Below are 17,407 nucleotides of genomic sequence, written 5' to 3'. Positions count from 1 at the left end.
CTCATCGGGGTATTTTGAGATCGCTAATAATATGAGGGAGGGATTACTATGCATACCAAAATCAGCCTCGCCATCAGCGCTGCCTTACTAGCTGCATGCGGTGGAGACAAGGTAATAGACGACGACCATTCGAACGAGAAGCCGCCGGTAGACTACAGCCAGCTCCAGACCACCCCGCAAAGCACTTCCTCATTGGTGGCCATCAGTAGCGAACAGCTCGGCCAGCACCTGAAAAACGGCATACGCCTGCAACTTAAATCCGGTTGGGGTTTCGGCGGCGGAGCTGCAGCGCCCAATACAGGTGATTCCGTTAATGCAGGTGGACGCGGAAATTTTTCGGAAACTAACGTACATGTCGAGGGTGTTGATGAGGCCGACGCTGCCAAGTACGACGGCAGCTTCTGGTTTGTTGCGACCTCGCCTTATGCTTTTAGAGGCACACAACCGCTCCCGCCCGGATTTCAAATAGTTGCGACCGATCCCGTGACACCGGATGTGGAAATCGTCGGGAATTATCAGTTTGATGATGAATGGAGCTACGCCAACTCTTTGTACCTCGTCCAGCAAAAGGATCACACCAGCCACGTCGCCGCCATACGCAATCAATGGGGAAGCGTTTATCCAATTTTGCCCGGTTTTCCTATCGACCTAGCCGTTATTGATATTGCGCGCCCGCCCAGCACCCAAACTGCAACCATCGCCCCTGCTGCGGCTATCGCCCCCTCCCGGCAACACAACAGCAAGGTTCGCGTGCAGTTGGTGGACGTGACCGATCCCAAATCACCGGAACAGGATTGGGAAATCGAACTCGACGGCAGCCTGATCGACAGCCGCAAAATCGGCAACACGCTTTATTTGATTACCCGCTATGACCCTTGGCTGCCCGATCTGCGTTTTGAAGCCGGAGACAGTCGAATCCGCGATCAGAACGAAGAAATTCTCGCCGACACAGATATCAGCAAACTGCTGCCTCACTACCGCATCGGCGCCAGCGAATATCTGATATCCCCACGCTGCCTGGTACAGGAAGGTTTAAAAGACAACTACGGTCTGGGATCGCTGGTGTATATCACGGCGATCGACCTCGCCGGGCAAAGTGTGTTGGGTAGTACTTGTGTGAACAGCAATGTGGAATCCATGACCATGTCGCCGGATGCGCTCTACCTCACCGGCACGGTTTATGACGGTCGAGCTCGCGGGCAACACACGGTGATCCACAAGTTCTCTCTCGCCGAAACTGGCCCCAGTTACCAAGCCACCGGCAGTGTGCCTGGCAGCCTTGGCTGGTCGAGCGATCCTGTATTCCGCATGCACGCGCACGAGGATGCTTTCCGCATAGTGACAAGCTCTTGGGATGAGAATGGGCCACAACATAAATTGTCGATCCTGCGCCAGCGGGCCAACGTCCTGTATGTTGCAGCGGAGCTGCCTAACTACAGCGCCCCCGAGCCGATCGGCAAACCCGGAGAAGATATCTACGCCGTGCGCTTTACCGCCGACCGCGCTTATATAGTCACCTTCCGCCGTACCGATCCCCTGTATGCGCTGGATCTAAGCTCGACATACCACCCCAAAATCCTAGGTGAATTGGAAATTCCGGGCTTTGCCACCTATCTGCACCCCATAGGCGACAAGCTGCTGTTTACACTCGGCCACAGCGCCACCAGCACCGGGGTCGTAGACGGAATTAAAGCGGATTTATTTGATGTCAGTGGCGATACCCCGCGCCTGATCAACACGCTCAACCTTGGCGAAACCGGCAGCTACAGTGAAGCACTAAATAATTTGCGCGCATTAAGCCTGCTGCAACACAGTGCCGATCAAATACGAATTGCTTTTCCTCTAACAAGTTACATAGGCCGCGCGACACCTGCTGATGGTTTCCAACGCCTGGAAATTAATGGCCTGGATAACGGCGTGCCGGAACTCAAAGACGTAGGCATGCTAGTTCTGGATGGTAACCGCACCGGCAGCCACGGCAAAAATCGCGCTATTTTTCACGATGACGCGGTGTTTTTTACTTACAACAACGCCTTTTGGGCTGGGCATTGGGATCATCCAAATACAGTCAAAGGCCCCATTTCCCCGATCCCGCCGGCCTGCGACACCGCCGCCCTGCCCTCATTAAAAGTCTCCGTATATGGCGATAACGCAGATCCAAACGTCGATTTCTGCAAGGCGAGCGTTACCGCTATTCGGGATAGACAGGAATTTATTCTGGACCCCATCCCCAATCACGATCTGATAGCTCCATCCGATGGCAAACCCTGCCTATTTTCCGGCGCCCACGAAACTCCCGGCACTTTTGATATCCAGATCAAAATGCCCGGCTACCAAGCGCAAAACCTGAACGGAATAATCGTTCCCAGAGATATCTGCCATGTGATTACGCAAGATTTGCGGGTGGTTCTTAAGTCGGAGTGATTGATTTAGCTGGTTATTGATAAGCCGCCTGCGGGCGGCTTTTTTGTGCCTGAGACAAGGCTTCCGAATAATTGCTGCGGCGCATAAAAAATCATCAGCTTAGCTTTCGATATAACAACGTCGAAGTTTGGAAATGCGTTCTGATTCCATTAATGCACGGATCAATCACCGAGCACCAATAATCAAATCCCATGTATCCGCAAAATCAGGCCGCGTCTCTGTCTGACGGTAGTGTTCAACATAAACACCTCGGCCTTGATCAGTTTTTTCCACAATTCCAAAGTTATTTCCATCGCACCCGATCCCCCTTCAGCGGAATGTAAGCGATGTGGAAGAAGAGCAATCCTTATAAAAAAGGCGCAACCCAAAATCAGATTGCCCCCACAAAAACTCTTCTTTGAATATTTTTCGGGAAGCCTTCGTTTTCAAGCCTAGGGGGCCGCAAGCAGATAAGTGACCAGCTATCGGTGTTATTTCACCTTCATACAAAGCCGCGTCCGTAGCGGCACTCAGCTTCAACATCATCACTGATGCTGTGTCGGAGGCCCAAAAAGCGAATCAAGCGGCAGAATGGCAATTCACCGTTTGATAAAGTGAGAGGCGACCTTTATCAGCAGGAACTGAGGAGTGGATTTATGAGAGGTGGATTCGGTGTGATTCTAGCTTCGGCCTGGTTGGGATTTATTGCCTCATGTGGTGGACAGGATGGAATTAAGGCAGAGGGAGAAAGTGTACATTTTACCGATATCGCATGTCCCAAGAGTTCTTCCAACGCCCAAAACAGTGAGGCGGCCAATATGGTGATCAAAACCAGTGAAGAATTCGAAGCGATATGGTTGAGCATGGGTTATGGGACATCCAGAGAGCTGCCTTCAGTCGATTTTTCAAAAGGTCCGCTGGTGATGGTTTACGGGGGACAGCGCGGGACGAATAATGAGTGGGTCGTCATCAACGATATAGTACGATTGGATGGCAATGAGTTGCTTGTGAAATACGACAATTTTACAGCTAATCATCCAGGCTGCGGAGGCTCAGGCGTCATTGCCTATCCATTTTGCATTGTGCAGGTAGATACAGATGCGGAGAAGGTGGAATTTAGGAGCAACGTATTGAACGCATGTGAAGCCACTGGCCGACCGGATCTAGAGTGAGACGCTTACCAACAAAAGAGTGTCCATTTCATCAGGGGAAGATCAAGAAATCTTCAGAGTGCGAAGCATTGGACAAGTTAATGCATGGCGAACACTATGAAAGCAGCGATAAATGATTGCTGCCTATTAATTCAGTAAATCGGAATAAAAAAACACCCGCTTCTCGCGGGTGTTTTTTTAAATTTACCTACGGCCGATACTCGTAAACCTCAACCCAATCATAAACCACTTTCGCATTCGCCGTTTCATTCGTTACCGGACCAGCCCAGGCGGCGCTGTCGGATGCCCAGATGGTCAGCAGAATATTTTGCGGCAGGTTCATCAGGTCGATTTTTTGTGTCCATACATGTTGCAGCTCGCCGTCCACATAAAATTCGGCGGACGCCGGCGTCCATTGGATGGTGTAGGTATGAAAATCTGCGGACGAATCAAAGCCGAGAGATTTAAGCGCTGGAAATTGTGTCGGCGTGACGGACTGGGTGGGATTTTGAACGCGCGGGCCGTCGTAGATCATGGCGTTGTATTGAATTTGGTTGGGATCTTTCCCGAGCATTTCAATATCCAGCTCGTTCCAATTGTCCGCCGGCCACGGGGTATAAATGGTTACCAAGGAAGAGACCACTGCAGAGCCTTTGGCGAATTTCGCGCGAGCGGTTACGCGACCATAACGGATGGTTTGCACCGAACGCACCTCAGCGCCATAAAACCGTTTTCTTTCGCCATCCACAATGGTGTTATCCGGCGCGGGCAATAATTGCAACGTCATCAACCCATTATTGACGCTGACCGACTGCCGGGAAAAAACCGCCAAATTGCCGCCCCAGCTGTGCTCCATCAATTGCCAGCGCGATGTATCCAGATAATTAAAATCGTCGCGGAACAACAAAACGAAATTATCTGCACCACCATTGGATGACGAACTGCTGGATGAACTGGATGAGCTTGATGAACTCGATGAGCTAGAACTGGAAGAACTTGAACTGTTGGACGAAGACGAAGAATTGCCCCCTCCACACCCAACGAGAAGTGAGGCGCACAGAGCAAAAGTTAGCGTTGGAGCCAACATCACTCCTTTTACGAAAGGCTTGTTCATGAGGTACCCGGATGTTGTTGTAGTCAAAATCAAAGGGCCGCTGCGTCAGGTCAGCCCGAGTGAAACCGCCTTATGATTTCATGATTCGACTTATAGTTCTGTGAACTTATTTCCAGAATGACAACTAGACATCCAAACGATTAGGCGTGTGCCCCCGCGATAAATCTCCGCGAAATCGGTTGCAGTCGAAGCTCACTCACCTTTTTTCCACCGATCAAAAAAGCCTGTTTGAAAAACCCCAGGGGTGATTTTCGGCCGTGCAGAATCACTTGATCACCGGACCTTATGCGGTTCCATAAAGACTCATCGTGTATGCATAAACCTTGGTTCCCAAAATAGGCCTTCACAGCATTAGAAAAGCCGCCGCAGATAAAGTTATCCAGAGAGGCGGCCATAACTACATGCATAGAATTAAAAGCCTAGCCATTGAAAATGGAATCACATATAAAGGTTTGAGAACTCCAGGTGACTTTTGGAGATATCTTGACTCGATGCCCGATGCCTCAATAACAAGAGTTTGGTACAGCGGCCACGCAAGTGGGAATGAGCTCATGCTTTCACTAACACATAACGAAGCTTGCGGATCTGCCGCCTTTAAGAGAGACACTATTCCATTGGAGCAAATTCTAGACAACAAGTCTCTTGCCCGGAAATTTGTTAAACCTTCTAACTTTGTCTCAAAATTCTATGGTTGTTACACCATCCACTTTGCTGAGCTTTGGCATAAGGTTTTTGGGGTTCCTGCGGCAGGAGCAACGAATAAGATCGACTTTGGAGTAGTTAACAGGCCATCTAATATCGTTGACGTTATGGAGCGGATCGAGAAATCTCCAACTTCTGAAGGAAATCCAAATTGGAGAATATTTAAATGAGAGGCACCTTGATGAAAATGACTGTAGCGCTAGGATCCATAGCTGGAGTCCTGGGCTCCTTTTCGGCCTGCTCCAACAACACGTCTACGACCGATATTCAAATCCGGCCAGTTCAACTTTTTGAAACATTGTATTTGGGACTTCATGGCCTAAACTACCCTTCATCTATCAAAATACTGCAAACTTGTAAATCAGCTAAAGATGTCCAATGTTTGCGAACTTACGAAACAGTCAAAAAGGCGGCACATGATTTAAAAACAATAAAGTCGCATAAAACCTTAACAACCACACTCCAGGCCATCCGAAGCTCTTGCGGATCTGATGATGAGCATGCCGCCAATTTTATTTGCTATGGAGCATTAGCATCACTTTATTTCTATAATGAACCCGAATTTGACGCAGAGATCCTACACTTTATTGAAAACCTGCCACCAACCACGCAATCGGACATTATAAATACGGGTTTCGCATGGTTTCATAACCGCCCTCATCCCGAGCAATGGCTTGAATATTTAAAGCGTGCGCCCGTTAAATGGGAATATGAAGGGACTAAAGAGCGGGTTGTATCCATTTCAAAACTGACGCATCGCCGCCTCTTTGGGCAATGGAAGAATAGAAAGAGCAGCGATGCACGGAGAGTGGCATCATAAAAATACGCTTTAATGCCGCCTTAACGCACATCCAAGCTATAACGCTGATATGAAAACCCAAATGGCGACTTACGCCCGAGCAGCGTAAGCTGATCTCCCGGTTTAAATACCTCCCAATGCTCGCGCTGAAATCCGCATATTTCGCTATTCAGAAACAAATTGAATTCCACAACATTAATACCGCCCGCCCTGCAATGCTTTGTTTTGTAATCGCTGTCTTTCGATCTGATGGTTACGATTATTTCGCCAGGAGAAGACAAGATATAGTTCAGGATAATTGGAATTCCTCTTGCTGTTGCAATGTAGAGAAATATCAGAACCATAAGCGTAAAGCCCAAATACATCCGCCACCGTTTTATAGGCCTTCCGGCATATTCATGAGCATACATGTGCAATACCGGGCGAATGGTGAGAGGGACGCAGACAATCGATAAAAATGCGGTAACTATGGCGGCAACTTTTAAGACGCTATTGTTTACCAATGTTCCATTAAATATCCCTAAAATCACCAGCAACGAAACACAAATAACTATACTGATTCCTATTTTTTGGTTCCTGGTAGCGCCTTCCGCAAACAATATTCCCATAATAAACATTCAATCCTTAGGTTAATTTTGGCAGTCGTAATCTAATGGCTTCTTCCACAAGCTTCAATCCATTTACCCGCCTTCTCGCGCAAAACGTCTTTTAATTCTTCTGACTCCAGTATGGTAAAAGTAAACGGCAATTGCGCCAACCAACTGGCAAACCACTCCAAATTATCCACATTGGTATCCAGCAATACGCCTTGTTCATGATGGCGGAATAAGGCTCGTGCATCGGGGCAAAATGTAAACGCACCTGCTGCTGTTTCGGTGTCGGTGTGCAAAATCACCAGCACTCTATGGGTCGCCATGGAATTCAGGCTTTGAATAAAATGATGGGCAATATCGAAATCCGCTGGACGCTTGAATTTTTGCGGCATAAGTTGCGCGCCGGAAATTCTGTCCAAACGAAATGAACGCATGTCGCCGCGCAGGTGGCAGTAGCCGCTCATATACCAGCGACCGAGCTGAAAGAGCAAACCGTAGGGATCGACTTCGCGACACGTAGGTTCTCGGTCGGGGTGATGATAGGTAAAGCTGATTCGCTGTTCTTCCCGCACTGCCTGAGTCAAGGTCATCAGCAAACGGTTGTCGAGCGGTGGCGCCGAGCGGGCGAGCATCAGCTTGGTGGTTTCGCTTACCCCGCGAGCGCGCCGCTTCAGGCCATCCGGCATCACCCGCTCAAGTTTTGCCTGCACGCTCTCTATGGCCGGAGCGGCTTCGGCCAATCCCAGTTGACGCGCCGCCAGCAGCCCGAGGGATACAGCCAATACTTCTTCATCGGTAAACATCATCGGCGGCAATTTAAAGCCCGGCACCAGCATATAACCGCCGTAGCGGCCCTGTTCGGTGGTCACCGGCACACCCATATCTTCCAGCACCGTGATATAGCGCCGCACAGTGCGGCGATCGACCCCGAGCTTTTCCGCAAGCTCAGCGCCGCTCAGCAGCTTGTGACTTTGCAGAAGCTCCAGCACTGTCAGTACGCGGGAAACGGGACCCGTCATGGCTTTCTCTCACAGGATGCACGTTGGGCGAAATAATGCCATCAAACTAGGACGGCTTTCGACCTATATAAGCGTTATTTTGATCTCGCTCGTTAACTAACACCTAGAAGGAGACTGAAAATGGCAGCCATGACGTTTTATACCCACCCCTGGTCGCGCGGTCGCATCGTGCGCTGGATGCTGGAAGAAGTCGGTGCGGATTACGAAGTTGTTATTAAAGAATTTGGCAAAAGCATGAAGGCGCCGGATTATTTGGCGCTCAACCCCATGGGCAAGGTGCCCGCCTTGGTAGACCGAGGCGTTGTGATTACGGAAGTCGGCGCTATTTGCACTTATCTTGCGGATCGTTTCCCGGAGAAAAAACTCGCACCGCCAATAGACAATCCGGAACGAGGCTCTTATTTGCGCTGGATATTTTTTATTGCCGGACCGCTCGAAATGGCAACTACGGCAAAATCCTTCGGTTGGGATATAGACGGCGAAAAAGCCGTGTCTGCGGGCTGCGGCCGCATTGAAGACACGGTCAATACTTTAGAAAAAGAGCTGCAAAAAAGATCTTATCTCTGTGGCGACCATTTCACTGCAGCGGATCTATTGGCAGCGAGTTATCTAGGTTGGGAAATGCAGCAGAAAATTATCGAAGAGCGACCTGCATTTCGCGAATACGTCGACCGCATAGGAGCAAGGCCGGCCAATATACGTGCAGAAGAATTGGATAATGCGCTGATTGGAAAGCTGGAAACAGCTTGAGCCCTCAACCCTACCCTCTCCCGAAGGGAAAGGGAGTAATGGTCCGCGCGCTGACATTGGCACAACCAAGTCTCCCTCCGGGAGAGGATTTAGGTGCGGGGGCAATTTTATTTATGACAGGTTACACCTGAAAAAAAGGCTGCATTTCTGCAGCCTTTTTTAACCATTTACACAGTGACTTTTTCCAGCGCCTGCGCAATATCAGCGATGATATCGTCGATATGTTCAATACCGACAGACAAACGCACCAAGTCTTCAGAAACACCTGCGGATTTCAATTCTTCTGTGCTTAATTGACGGTGCGTGGTTGTCGCAGGATGGCACGCAAGGGATTTTGCATCGCCGATATTGACCAGACGCAAAATCATTTTTAAGGCATCAATAAATTGTGCGCCTGCTTCTTTGCCGCCTTTAATGCCAAAGCTCAAAATTCCCGAGGCTTTACCGCCAGTGATTTTTTGGCAATTCGCATGATAAGGACTGTCCGGCAGTGCTGCGTAATTCACCCAGTTTACTTTGGGATGTTGACGCAGATAGTTCGCCACCGCCAGGGCATTGTCACAGTGGCGCTCGATGCGCAATCCGAGAGTTTCCAAACCTTGCATAATCAAAAATGCGCTGTGTGGCGCTAATGCCGAGCCGGTATTTCGCAGAGGAACAACACGGCAGCGACCGATGTAGGCAGCTGCGCCCAACGCTTCTGTGTAAACCACGTCGTGATAGGAAGGATCTGGCTCATTGAGCATAGGGAAACGTTTTTTATTGGCCACCCAGTCGAATTTTCCGGAATCCACAATCACGCCGCCAATTGTAGTGCCGTGGCCACCGATATATTTGGTCAGCGAATGCACCACAATATGCGCGCCCAAATCAAATGGTCGGCACAAATAGGGAGTCGCAACTGTATTGTCTACAATCAGCGGCACACCATTGCGCTCGGCAATTTCCGCCAAGCGGGCGATGTCCACCACATTGCCGGCAGGGTTGCCGATGGATTCACAAAAAATCGCGCGGGTTTTATCGTCGATCAAAGCTTCAATAGCATCGAACTGCGCGGCGTCGGCCATGCGCACGCTTATGCCCTGGCGTGGGAAAGTGTGAGCAAACAAATTGTAGGTGCCACCGTACAGCTGACTGGTGCTCACGATGTTGTCGCCAGTGGATGCAATACATTGAATGGCATAAGTGATCGCCGCCATGCCTGAGGATACCGTCAGCGCGCCAATACCGCCCTCCATCGCTGCCAGTCGCGCTTCGAGAACCGCATTGGTGGGGTTCATAATGCGCGAATAGATATTGCCCGCCACCTTTAAATCAAACAAATCCGCGCCGTGTTGAGTATCGTCAAAGGTAAAGGAAGTGGTCTGATAAATTGGTACAGCGGCCGCTCGTGTCGTGGGTTCTGAGGAGTAACCTTCATGCAGAGCAAGCGATTCTAATTTCATTGTGTATTCCTCTGTAAAAACGATGTTGGCGAACAATCATCTGGATGCCCATAGACTTGCCAGTGGCGCGATTGTTCAACAGCGCCAAATCATACCTGCTAAGTGGAGCGAAGTGATCACTCAGGTGCGGCGAAGAAATGTGAACATTTCGATTTTTATGACGAAAAGCCGTTGAATTTGACTGACTGGTCGTACCCTTTAACTGGTCCAGGCAGGCGAGAGGCACAAGCTGTTGATTTTTACGCAGCGGTTCTTATAAGGCGCGACAGTTTTACCGGCCATCAAATCAAGAAATTTATTTTTATTGTTTGCTCACCGGGATTTAGTCATTTGAGTGAATATCGAAGTGCAAAACCTCTTCTCTGATGCCCATTTTGGTATAGAGCGCAATTGCCGGGTCATCGCCATAATCGGCCTGCACAAAAATAACGTAGGCGCCTCTAGCACGCGCAATTCGTTTTAATTCCTCTATAAGGGCCGTAGCGATTCCCTGCCGCCGAAAATCTGCATCGACAGCTAAATCGTAAATGTAGATTTCCGAGCGGGCTTGCTCAAACTTCGGCAGCACATAGGCCGCAAGACCACCAACAATTCTGGTGTCAGATAAAGCAGCAATAGCAATAAAGGAATTATTGGCTAATAGCGAGCCAACATATGCGTCATCCGGCTGCGCTTGAGTGTAGGTGGCGAGATCCTCAAACGCTTTACCAAACATCCTTAGCATGGCGCGCAAGATTTCGATATCCTCGCGCATCAGCGTGCTAATCTGCCAATCTGGTTTTTGCGACATAGTCAGTCACCAATAAGCCGTAAGCAATGTACCCTGCGAAGCTTACCAGCTGCAGGGTTACTTCAATGTATAAAATGTTTGACCAGCGAGTTCGGTATAGAGTTTATTGCAAGCAATGCAGAGTGAATTTGGATCGGACAAAAAGGGAAAAGGCGAGAAGCTCCAAGGCTCATTTACGTTAGCGGAACATCAAAGCGTCTGGATGGGAACGCATGGGGAAGAAGGTACTTCACTGTCCAAAAATAAAACATAGCCTCCAGATGCAAGTGGGGCACTAGAATTTTAGATTGACTGAACAAGCCGGATTAATAGCAGCCGCATGCTTTCTTTCAGCGGCTGCCAAGCACTACTTGGGGTTCAGTTTCCGCCAATTTATCTGCCTGTCTTAACCCAACCGGATTTTTTTCTTTTCAGCAGCGATTTGTAAATTTCCATTTTGCCGGTCAGGTAATGAATGCCGCTGATCACATCAGACGATTCAAGGCGCGCCTCATCAGCGGTTCTGTTGACCACCAATAATACAATCGTTTGGGATACCAATATGGACAGGATCAGTGCCGATGAACGGAAATCCCAAAAATACAGGTCGAGGACAGCGACGGCACCAAACAAACAAATATTAAAAGCCGTCAAAACCAGGAACGGCGGGACACCCAAATCCAAGGCGGTCATCAGTAACGACCAGCTCCTTTTGGCAATTGCATTGCGGATAAGCGCGGGGAAATACTTGATGATCATGCTTACATGACCATGTTCCCAGCGTTTGTGCTGAGTCGTTGCGGCTTCCTCACTTGTAGGTAATGGACTGGTAATTAATGCATCTGGTACATAGCGAACCCGATTGCCCCCGAGCGCGAGATCAATACCGAGCTTCATATCTTCCACAATTTCGCCAGAAGCCAGATCAACTTTCTCCAATAAATGATACGGCACAGCAAAACCGGATCCGGTAATTGGCACGCTGCCCCCCAGCTGGTCCAGACCCGCTAATCTAACGTGATTTTTTATGTAAACCGCGAACTCTGTGATATTGCTTCTGACATTGCCGGATGTACCTGAACGCATTTGATAATTGGCTTGCACAGGCTGATTCAAGAACGCGCAAGCCGCTTTAAGCGCACTGATGGAGCCAGGAGTTGCTTCGCAGTCGGCATCCAAAATCATCACCATATCAGGCGGATCTTGCGCCAAGTGCTCTAAACCATAAGCCAGTGCAAATCCTTTACCGCGGTTTTCTTTATCGTTCCGCACCAGCACCTCACATTGATGTCGGCGGGCGATTTCCGCTGTCGCATCATCACAATTGTCCGCTATCACAATGATGCGATCACCCGGGGCTAGCTGACTTTCGATGGACTGTAACGCGCGTTCTATTACTAACTCCTCGTTATGAGCCGGCATCAAAATGGCACAGCGCTGCCCCGTGCTCGGATATTCATCTGCAGGCCGAGATCGCGCACCTATAATCAGCTCCACAATAAAGATTATGGAAGGAATAAGCGCGAGCACCGTAAAGATAAACAAAATGTCAGAAGCACTAATATTCATCATGATCAACCGCCAAAAAGAGATGAAAGTTTTTTCGCTTCAATAGCCGGATTGTGAGCTTGATTTATTTTATTAAGACCGCGATTACCCATTGCATAAAGCTGGCTGGGAGACGTGCTCAACGCCTCCTCCATTGCTTCGGAAAGTTTTTCAATATGGCCGGCAGGAACCAACCAGCCGCAATCCGGTGTAACCAGCTCCGGAATACCCGCGATGTAGGTAGAAATAACAGGCCGACATCTGGCAAAGGCCTCCATGATGACCACAGGTAGACCTTCGGCAAAACTGGGCAAAACCATGGCAGAACATTTATCCAATTGCTCGGCGATATAATTGGAATCCCGCCAACCATGCAGATAAACATTGTTTTGCAGACCATGTTCTTGAATGAACTTTTCGATTGGCTCGCGGAACTCGCCGTCACCGATTAAATGCAATTGTGCATCGGGATGACGCAGATACACCTTGTGAAACGCCGCCAATAAAAGCATCTGCCCTTTCTGTTCACACAGACGGCCAACCGACAAAAAGCGTTTTGGCTCAATTGCTGACTCATTGTCCGAAACAAGAAACTCCGTATTAACAACACAATGTACTTCCGCGATTTTTGGCCAGTCAGACGATTGCGCCCAGCGGAAAAGCTGGCTTCGACAATATGAAGAAATGGCAACAACAAACTTTGCATGGCGAATTTTTTCGTCCAATGCTATTGCCTTTGGGGAGTCAAATTCCTCGGGGCCGTGGATGGTCATGCTATAGGTAGGTCCACCCAACTTTCGGCAGAGCATGGCAACGGTAGTTGAATTGGTTCCGAAATGGACGTGGATATGACCGATATTTTGCTTCTTGCAAAACTGATATAAGGAGCAGGCTTCAAATAAATAAATTATGGGCCGCAAAAGCGCGCATGATCGTTTGCAAAGAAAAACAGTGCTCCTGAGCGCAGGTAACAACTTGGGCAAACACAGCAAAAATGCCTTTATGAGATTCCAAGCTGTTTTAACTTTGCTCTGTCCCAAAATGTAATGGGTAATTTTCTTTTCTTCGCGATCGATGCTATCGCTGAGCTGTTCCTGGGTTTCACGGACAGATATACGGACAACAGAAGTTCCCTGCGCTTCCAAAGCGAGAATTTCTCGTCTGATAAAGGTGTGACTTATTTTGGGATACTGGTTAACCAGGTAAGCAACTTTTGCAGATACTTTTTCCATATCATTCTTCATGAACGTTAAAACTCTGGCACAAGCTAGTTGTTTTTATTAGAAGTGATGGATAGGCCATTCCCGACCATCACACCAGCAAACAAGCTTTTAACGTCAAACGTATCTGTTGAATAGCCGGCTGTTTTGCGCGCTTAGTTAACTTTTAGAGTTTGCGCTCGTTTATGCGATGCCATTTTCAGATTCCTTCTTGGGCTCACAAGAGCCTGTCGAGGGTGCCTACGTTTACGCCTACGGGGCTTATTGCCACTTAATGCAACACAATATTACGCGCCAAGCTTAGCACAATAAATGCCCCGCTCGGATAGGCTTGTTATGTATAAGAACGAGAATATTTGTGACTTAATGGGCATGTGAACGCCAAACCCAAATAACCATGAATCCCATCAACAGCTGACGACAGTTGATATAAAGGCAAAAAACTCTTACAACCGCTTGATTTTTAAATAGTTTCTATTACTGGGGCGCAAGCACGGCATAAGCCAATCGGAGCGAAACATTAATCGCCGGCCCTTTGCCCTATCCCGTTCCTCCCGTTCCATTCCCTGCCCTCTCCACTCGCCTCACTATTTCATACCAGTTATGATTCCGGCCCTGCTCTTACCGACTCAGGCCCCCCCCTATGAAAGCCGCCGTCCTTTTAACCCTTCTGATGTTAATGGGCTGCAATGCCACAATTGCAAAAAAGAACTCCGCAGTCCCCATGTCTGCAGTGCCACTGACCGCTGAGGAGTCTGCTACCGCGGCTCGCGTCTCTGAAGTTGGTAAGGAAATCTTCGCGCGGGACATTCGCACTGCAGAGGCTTCGGATCTTCTGCTCGAACGGATTTATCCGGGAAATTATCCAAATTTTGTCGGCTGGGTCGCCTACCCGAATCAGGAGGATTACACGGTATCGTTTTATGAAAAAAACCCTGAGCAGGTCAGCATAATTGCGGACGTTATTTACGATAAAAATGGAATTCCGGAGATATCGATTGAGCCGAAACGGGAGCCGAGTCAGACTGAAATTTCCATGCTAAATGCACGCCTTGCCGCGTTGGAAAACGGTGTCAATTCCTGCTCGCATCATTTCAATACCGTGGTGGTGCCAGGAGAAAATGAAGAGGAATGGGATGTTTTTATTCTGGCTGCCAACATGGATCCACATGCTGTACAAATTGGCGGTCACACCAAAGTCAGCGTCTCCAAGGCAACACCAACGATTACCAGGACCACACCTTTATCCAAATCATGCCTGGTCATCAATAAAATCGGAGGCGATGTACCGGAGGGAGCAGAAATTCACATGTTGACCGTCAGCCATGTGCTCAGCGCCTACCCTGCGGAAACTCACGCATATTTGAGCTTGCTGCACACCATTCCTTTTGCGGTTATTACGGAGAGAGGGGTATGGCTGGTAAAAGATGGCAATATCGAATTTGCGCCTAAAACCAAATCTGGAGAGCGGTGATAAAGAGCATCCATGCCCAGATTTGCATCCGTTTTATCAGTCCACTTTGGTTTATCAGTCCCACTGCATTGGGCAGTAAGCTTTAAGGAAATCGCCGTGCGATGGGATTTTGCTGACCAGCGTTGAAATATCGCCTTTGAGTTTATTCAGGGCCTGCATAAGCTGCTCTTTGTCCATCGTATGTCCAAAATGATGGTAGCGCTGCGGGAAAATCCGCTGCCCTTGTAATACCTGCAACCAGGAATCCGTGCGGAACACCTCGCCCGCCCCCATAAAGAGAATGCCGGATTCTTTATATAACTCCATTCGTTCCGCCAGAGAGTCCGGCACCTCCATATCGCGGCAATCGCGCCAATAAGGCGTGTCGTCCCGCTCGGTGGCCTTGTAGTGCATTATGATGAAGTCGCGGATTTTTTCGTATTCGACTCTGGACAGTTCGTTGTAATGCTTGGCCAGACTTTCGCAACAACCGGCAAATGGAAACAGCTGTATCAGCCGCGTGATACCCGCCTGTATTAAATGAATACTGGTGGATTCCAAAGGCTCAACAAACCCTCCCGCCAAGCCGATTGCAACGCAGTTTTTCACCCAGGCTTTTTTGCGTCGTCCGGTTTTGAACTTCAACAAACGCAATTCAACACGAATATCGCCGTCCAAATGCTGCAACAGGGTATTGCGCGCATCTTCGTCGGATATATAAGCACTTGAATAAACGTGGCCTGTACCCTGGCGATGTTGCAAAGGAATTTTCCACTGCCAACCGCTGTCGTGGGCAATCGCGCGAGTATAAGGAGGAATATCACCGGAAAATTCGGTTTGCAACGCCACCGCGCTGTCGTTACGCAGCCAATGGCCCCAATGTTCGTAACCTGCATGCAAGGTTTTTTCGATCAGCAGACCGATAAAACCTGTGCAATCCACAAAAAAATCACCGTCAATGCGGGCACCGGACTCCATCACCACAGATTCAATAAAACCTGTGTCTGCGTTTTGTTTTACCTCGATGATTTTTCCTTCAATACGTTTTACGCCTTTTTCTTCGCTGAGTTTACGCAAAAGTCTCGCATAACGTCCCGCATCAAAATGATAGGCGTAATTGATTCGCGGATTCTTGGTAATGGCAAATTTATGGTGCGTGGCCGCCTGCAATTCAAAGCAGAATTCTTCCAACGCCCCTTCGTAACCGTATTCTTTGGCGGCGTACCAATAATTATAAAAATCACCAATCCAATTGGACTGGCCCACTGTGCCGAATGAGTGGATATATCGGTCGCCCTTGCGCGCCCAGTTTTCGAACGAAATACCAAGCTTGATACTGCCGCCGGTTGCTTGCAGAAATTCTTTTTCATCAATTCCATGCATTTGATGGAATGTACAGATCGTCGGGAACGTAGCTTCACCAACACCGACAGTACCGATTTCTTCTGATTCGATTAGCGTAATGTCAAGCAATGAGCCAAACTGTTTGGACAACGCCATTGCTGTACACCACCCTGACGTACCCCCTCCTGCGATTACTACTTTTTTTACTTCTCGAGACATGGACACTCCCAGTTATGTTGGTCGTAATGGTATGAATCTCTACATGTATAAAATATGGTCTACAGATCTCCGGAATTTTACCGTCTGAACCCTCTTCACGCCTATCGCATAATTCTGCAAACGCTCCCAATCCACCATAGCGACAATCAATCGACCCTCGTCTTGCACAAAGGGCTTTACTCGTGCGCGACCAGATTGACTGAATCGGTGACTCAACCGGTTCTTACTCCATCCGTGATACGCATTCAGATTTGTACGTAACAAGAAATTAAAAGGTTCAGCTTTATTAAAATTATTTTTTCAATGCGCTGCATGCATGAGTACTACTTTCTATGGCAATCGATAAGCATTGAACAAATATTGCTTTTAACTCCCCCCACCAACCTAATAAATATGATTTATTTTGACAATGCATTGCGGATCGCCACATTTGCTAGAAATATAAAAATCCAACCCACATACATTTTTATTAACTATATACTAATATTTTTTTAACGTTATTTTGTTTTCAAAATTACCATATCTACATATATTCTACGTCGGTCTTCTCATTTCTTTAAATGAACCTGCTGCGTCAAGCCTAATGCCACGGCAATTTGTTAGATCGTCCACATTTTGATAATAACGCCGGTGATATGCTGCCGTGGCGAATAATTTGGCCGTTTTTTCGAATATACAACGCATACCAATAGGACAATTGAAATCAACGGCCAAGGCCCTGCAGGGTAATGCAGAAGGTTAACTGCGCGCATGATTTTCTGTGTCCACTGTTGTGGATTAGTGCTGCACAAATGTTGATACAGATTGCTCAAGATTTTGCCTTTCAGACAACGCCCCGCTCTCGCAAATAAAACTAAAACGACATTAACTTACCAGGT

The 17,407-nt window shown here is 48.3% G+C and carries 14 protein-coding genes; 6 read left to right on the top strand and 8 right to left on the bottom strand.

Annotation, left to right across the window (positions count from 1 at the left end; genetic code table 11):
* Positions 1-48 precede the first annotated feature (48 nt).
* Positions 49-2,424 (top strand): beta-propeller domain-containing protein, encoded by a 2,376-nt coding sequence (locus DWB84_RS07540; RefSeq protein WP_187409163.1) that lies wholly within the window; start codon positions 49-51, stop codon positions 2,422-2,424.
* A 653-nt stretch (positions 2,425-3,077) separates the two neighbouring features.
* Positions 3,078-3,575, top strand: coding sequence for a hypothetical protein (locus tag DWB84_RS07535; protein ID WP_187409162.1), 498 nt, complete (start codon positions 3,078-3,080; stop codon positions 3,573-3,575).
* A 187-nt stretch (positions 3,576-3,762) separates the two neighbouring features.
* Here DWB84_RS07535 and DWB84_RS07530 read toward each other — a convergent pair whose 3' ends face one another.
* On the bottom strand, positions 3,763-4,668 hold the full coding sequence (locus DWB84_RS07530) for a glycoside hydrolase family 16 protein (RefSeq protein ID WP_255428895.1): 906 nt from the start codon (positions 4,666-4,668) through the stop codon (positions 3,763-3,765).
* Positions 4,669-4,991: 323 nt separating this feature from the next.
* Here DWB84_RS07530 and DWB84_RS07525 point away from each other — a divergent pair, with 323 nt between their 5' ends.
* A complete protein-coding gene (locus tag DWB84_RS07525; protein WP_187409161.1) occupies positions 4,992-5,540 on the top strand; it encodes a hypothetical protein in 549 nt (182 codons plus the stop codon).
* On the top strand, positions 5,537-6,190 hold the full coding sequence (locus tag DWB84_RS07520) for a hypothetical protein (protein ID WP_187409160.1): 654 nt from the start codon (positions 5,537-5,539) through the stop codon (positions 6,188-6,190). The genes DWB84_RS07525 and DWB84_RS07520 overlap by 4 nt, the downstream gene beginning before the upstream one ends.
* 20 nt (positions 6,191-6,210) lie before the next feature.
* Here the strand turns inward: DWB84_RS07520 and DWB84_RS07515 are convergent, their stop codons facing one another.
* Positions 6,211-6,777, bottom strand: a complete 567-nt coding sequence (locus DWB84_RS07515; RefSeq protein WP_187409159.1) for a hypothetical protein — start codon at positions 6,775-6,777, stop codon at positions 6,211-6,213.
* Between the two features lie 41 nt (positions 6,778-6,818).
* A complete protein-coding gene (locus tag DWB84_RS07510) occupies positions 6,819-7,781 on the bottom strand; it encodes a YafY family protein (protein ID WP_187409158.1) in 963 nt (320 codons plus the stop codon).
* A gap of 120 nt (positions 7,782-7,901) precedes the next feature.
* Here DWB84_RS07510 and DWB84_RS07505 point away from each other — a divergent pair, with 120 nt between their 5' ends.
* On the top strand, positions 7,902-8,531 hold the full coding sequence (locus DWB84_RS07505) for a glutathione S-transferase family protein (RefSeq protein WP_187409157.1): 630 nt from the start codon (positions 7,902-7,904) through the stop codon (positions 8,529-8,531).
* A 167-nt stretch (positions 8,532-8,698) separates the two neighbouring features.
* Here the strand turns inward: DWB84_RS07505 and DWB84_RS07500 are convergent, their stop codons facing one another.
* The 4 genes from DWB84_RS07500 to DWB84_RS07485 form a co-directional block, all read right to left on the bottom strand.
* Entirely contained in the window at positions 8,699-9,976 is a 1,278-nt protein-coding gene (locus DWB84_RS07500; protein ID WP_187409156.1) for an O-acetylhomoserine aminocarboxypropyltransferase/cysteine synthase family protein, read from the bottom strand.
* 322 nt (positions 9,977-10,298) lie between these two features.
* Positions 10,299-10,730 carry an AAC(3)-I family aminoglycoside N-acetyltransferase gene (locus DWB84_RS07495; RefSeq protein ID WP_370589698.1) on the bottom strand — a complete coding sequence of 144 codons (432 nt, stop codon included), beginning with the start codon at positions 10,728-10,730 and terminating at the stop codon, positions 10,299-10,301.
* Positions 10,731-11,138: 408 nt separating this feature from the next.
* Positions 11,139-12,317, bottom strand: coding sequence for a glycosyltransferase family 2 protein (locus DWB84_RS07490; RefSeq protein WP_187409154.1), 1,179 nt, complete (start codon positions 12,315-12,317; stop codon positions 11,139-11,141).
* Positions 12,318-12,319: 2 nt separating this feature from the next.
* Positions 12,320-13,525 carry a glycosyltransferase family 4 protein gene (locus DWB84_RS07485; protein ID WP_187409153.1) on the bottom strand — a complete coding sequence of 402 codons (1,206 nt, stop codon included), beginning with the start codon at positions 13,523-13,525 and terminating at the stop codon, positions 12,320-12,322.
* A gap of 712 nt (positions 13,526-14,237) precedes the next feature.
* Here DWB84_RS07485 and DWB84_RS07480 point away from each other — a divergent pair.
* Entirely contained in the window at positions 14,238-14,987 is a 750-nt protein-coding gene (locus DWB84_RS07480; RefSeq protein WP_187409152.1) for a hypothetical protein, read from the top strand.
* Positions 14,988-15,041: 54 nt separating this feature from the next.
* On the opposite strand, the gene DWB84_RS07475 is transcribed toward DWB84_RS07480, so the two are convergent.
* Positions 15,042-16,466: a tryptophan halogenase family protein gene (locus tag DWB84_RS07475; RefSeq protein ID WP_370589687.1), complete on the bottom strand. Its 1,425-nt coding sequence runs from the start codon at positions 16,464-16,466 to the stop codon at positions 15,042-15,044.
* Positions 16,467-17,407 lie beyond the last annotated feature (941 nt).

This window comes from Saccharophagus sp. K07 (assembly GCF_014336955.1).
GTDB lineage: Bacteria > Pseudomonadota > Gammaproteobacteria > Pseudomonadales > Cellvibrionaceae > UBA5868.
The sequence above is the reverse complement of the archived record's forward strand: the minus strand, read 5'-3'. Positions and strand labels throughout refer to the sequence as shown.

What these genes read in the sequence shown, in the direction of transcription:
- DWB84_RS07540 (WP_187409163.1), top strand. Translation starts at nt 49, where the DNA reads ATGCATACCAAAATCAGCCTCGCCATCAGCGCTGCCTTACTAGCTGCA.
- DWB84_RS07530 (WP_255428895.1), bottom strand. Translation starts at nt 4,668, where the DNA reads ATGAACAAGCCTTTCGTAAAAGGAGTGATGTTGGCTCCAACGCTAACT.
- DWB84_RS07520 (WP_187409160.1), top strand. Translation starts at nt 5,537, where the DNA reads ATGAGAGGCACCTTGATGAAAATGACTGTAGCGCTAGGATCCATAGCT.
- DWB84_RS07515 (WP_187409159.1), bottom strand. Translation starts at nt 6,777, where the DNA reads ATGGGAATATTGTTTGCGGAAGGCGCTACCAGGAACCAAAAAATAGGA.
- DWB84_RS07510 (WP_187409158.1), bottom strand. Translation starts at nt 7,781, where the DNA reads ATGACGGGTCCCGTTTCCCGCGTACTGACAGTGCTGGAGCTTCTGCAA.
- DWB84_RS07505 (WP_187409157.1), top strand. Translation starts at nt 7,902, where the DNA reads ATGGCAGCCATGACGTTTTATACCCACCCCTGGTCGCGCGGTCGCATC.
- DWB84_RS07500 (WP_187409156.1), bottom strand. Translation starts at nt 9,976, where the DNA reads ATGAAATTAGAATCGCTTGCTCTGCATGAAGGTTACTCCTCAGAACCC.
- DWB84_RS07495 (WP_370589698.1), bottom strand. Translation starts at nt 10,730, where the DNA reads ATGCGCGAGGATATCGAAATCTTGCGCGCCATGCTAAGGATGTTTGGT.
- DWB84_RS07490 (WP_187409154.1), bottom strand. Translation starts at nt 12,317, where the DNA reads ATGATGAATATTAGTGCTTCTGACATTTTGTTTATCTTTACGGTGCTC.
- DWB84_RS07485 (WP_187409153.1), bottom strand. Translation starts at nt 13,525, where the DNA reads ATGGAAAAAGTATCTGCAAAAGTTGCTTACCTGGTTAACCAGTATCCC.
- DWB84_RS07480 (WP_187409152.1), top strand. Translation starts at nt 14,238, where the DNA reads ATGTCTGCAGTGCCACTGACCGCTGAGGAGTCTGCTACCGCGGCTCGC.
- DWB84_RS07475 (WP_370589687.1), bottom strand. Translation starts at nt 16,466, where the DNA reads ATGGCGTTGTCCAAACAGTTTGGCTCATTGCTTGACATTACGCTAATC.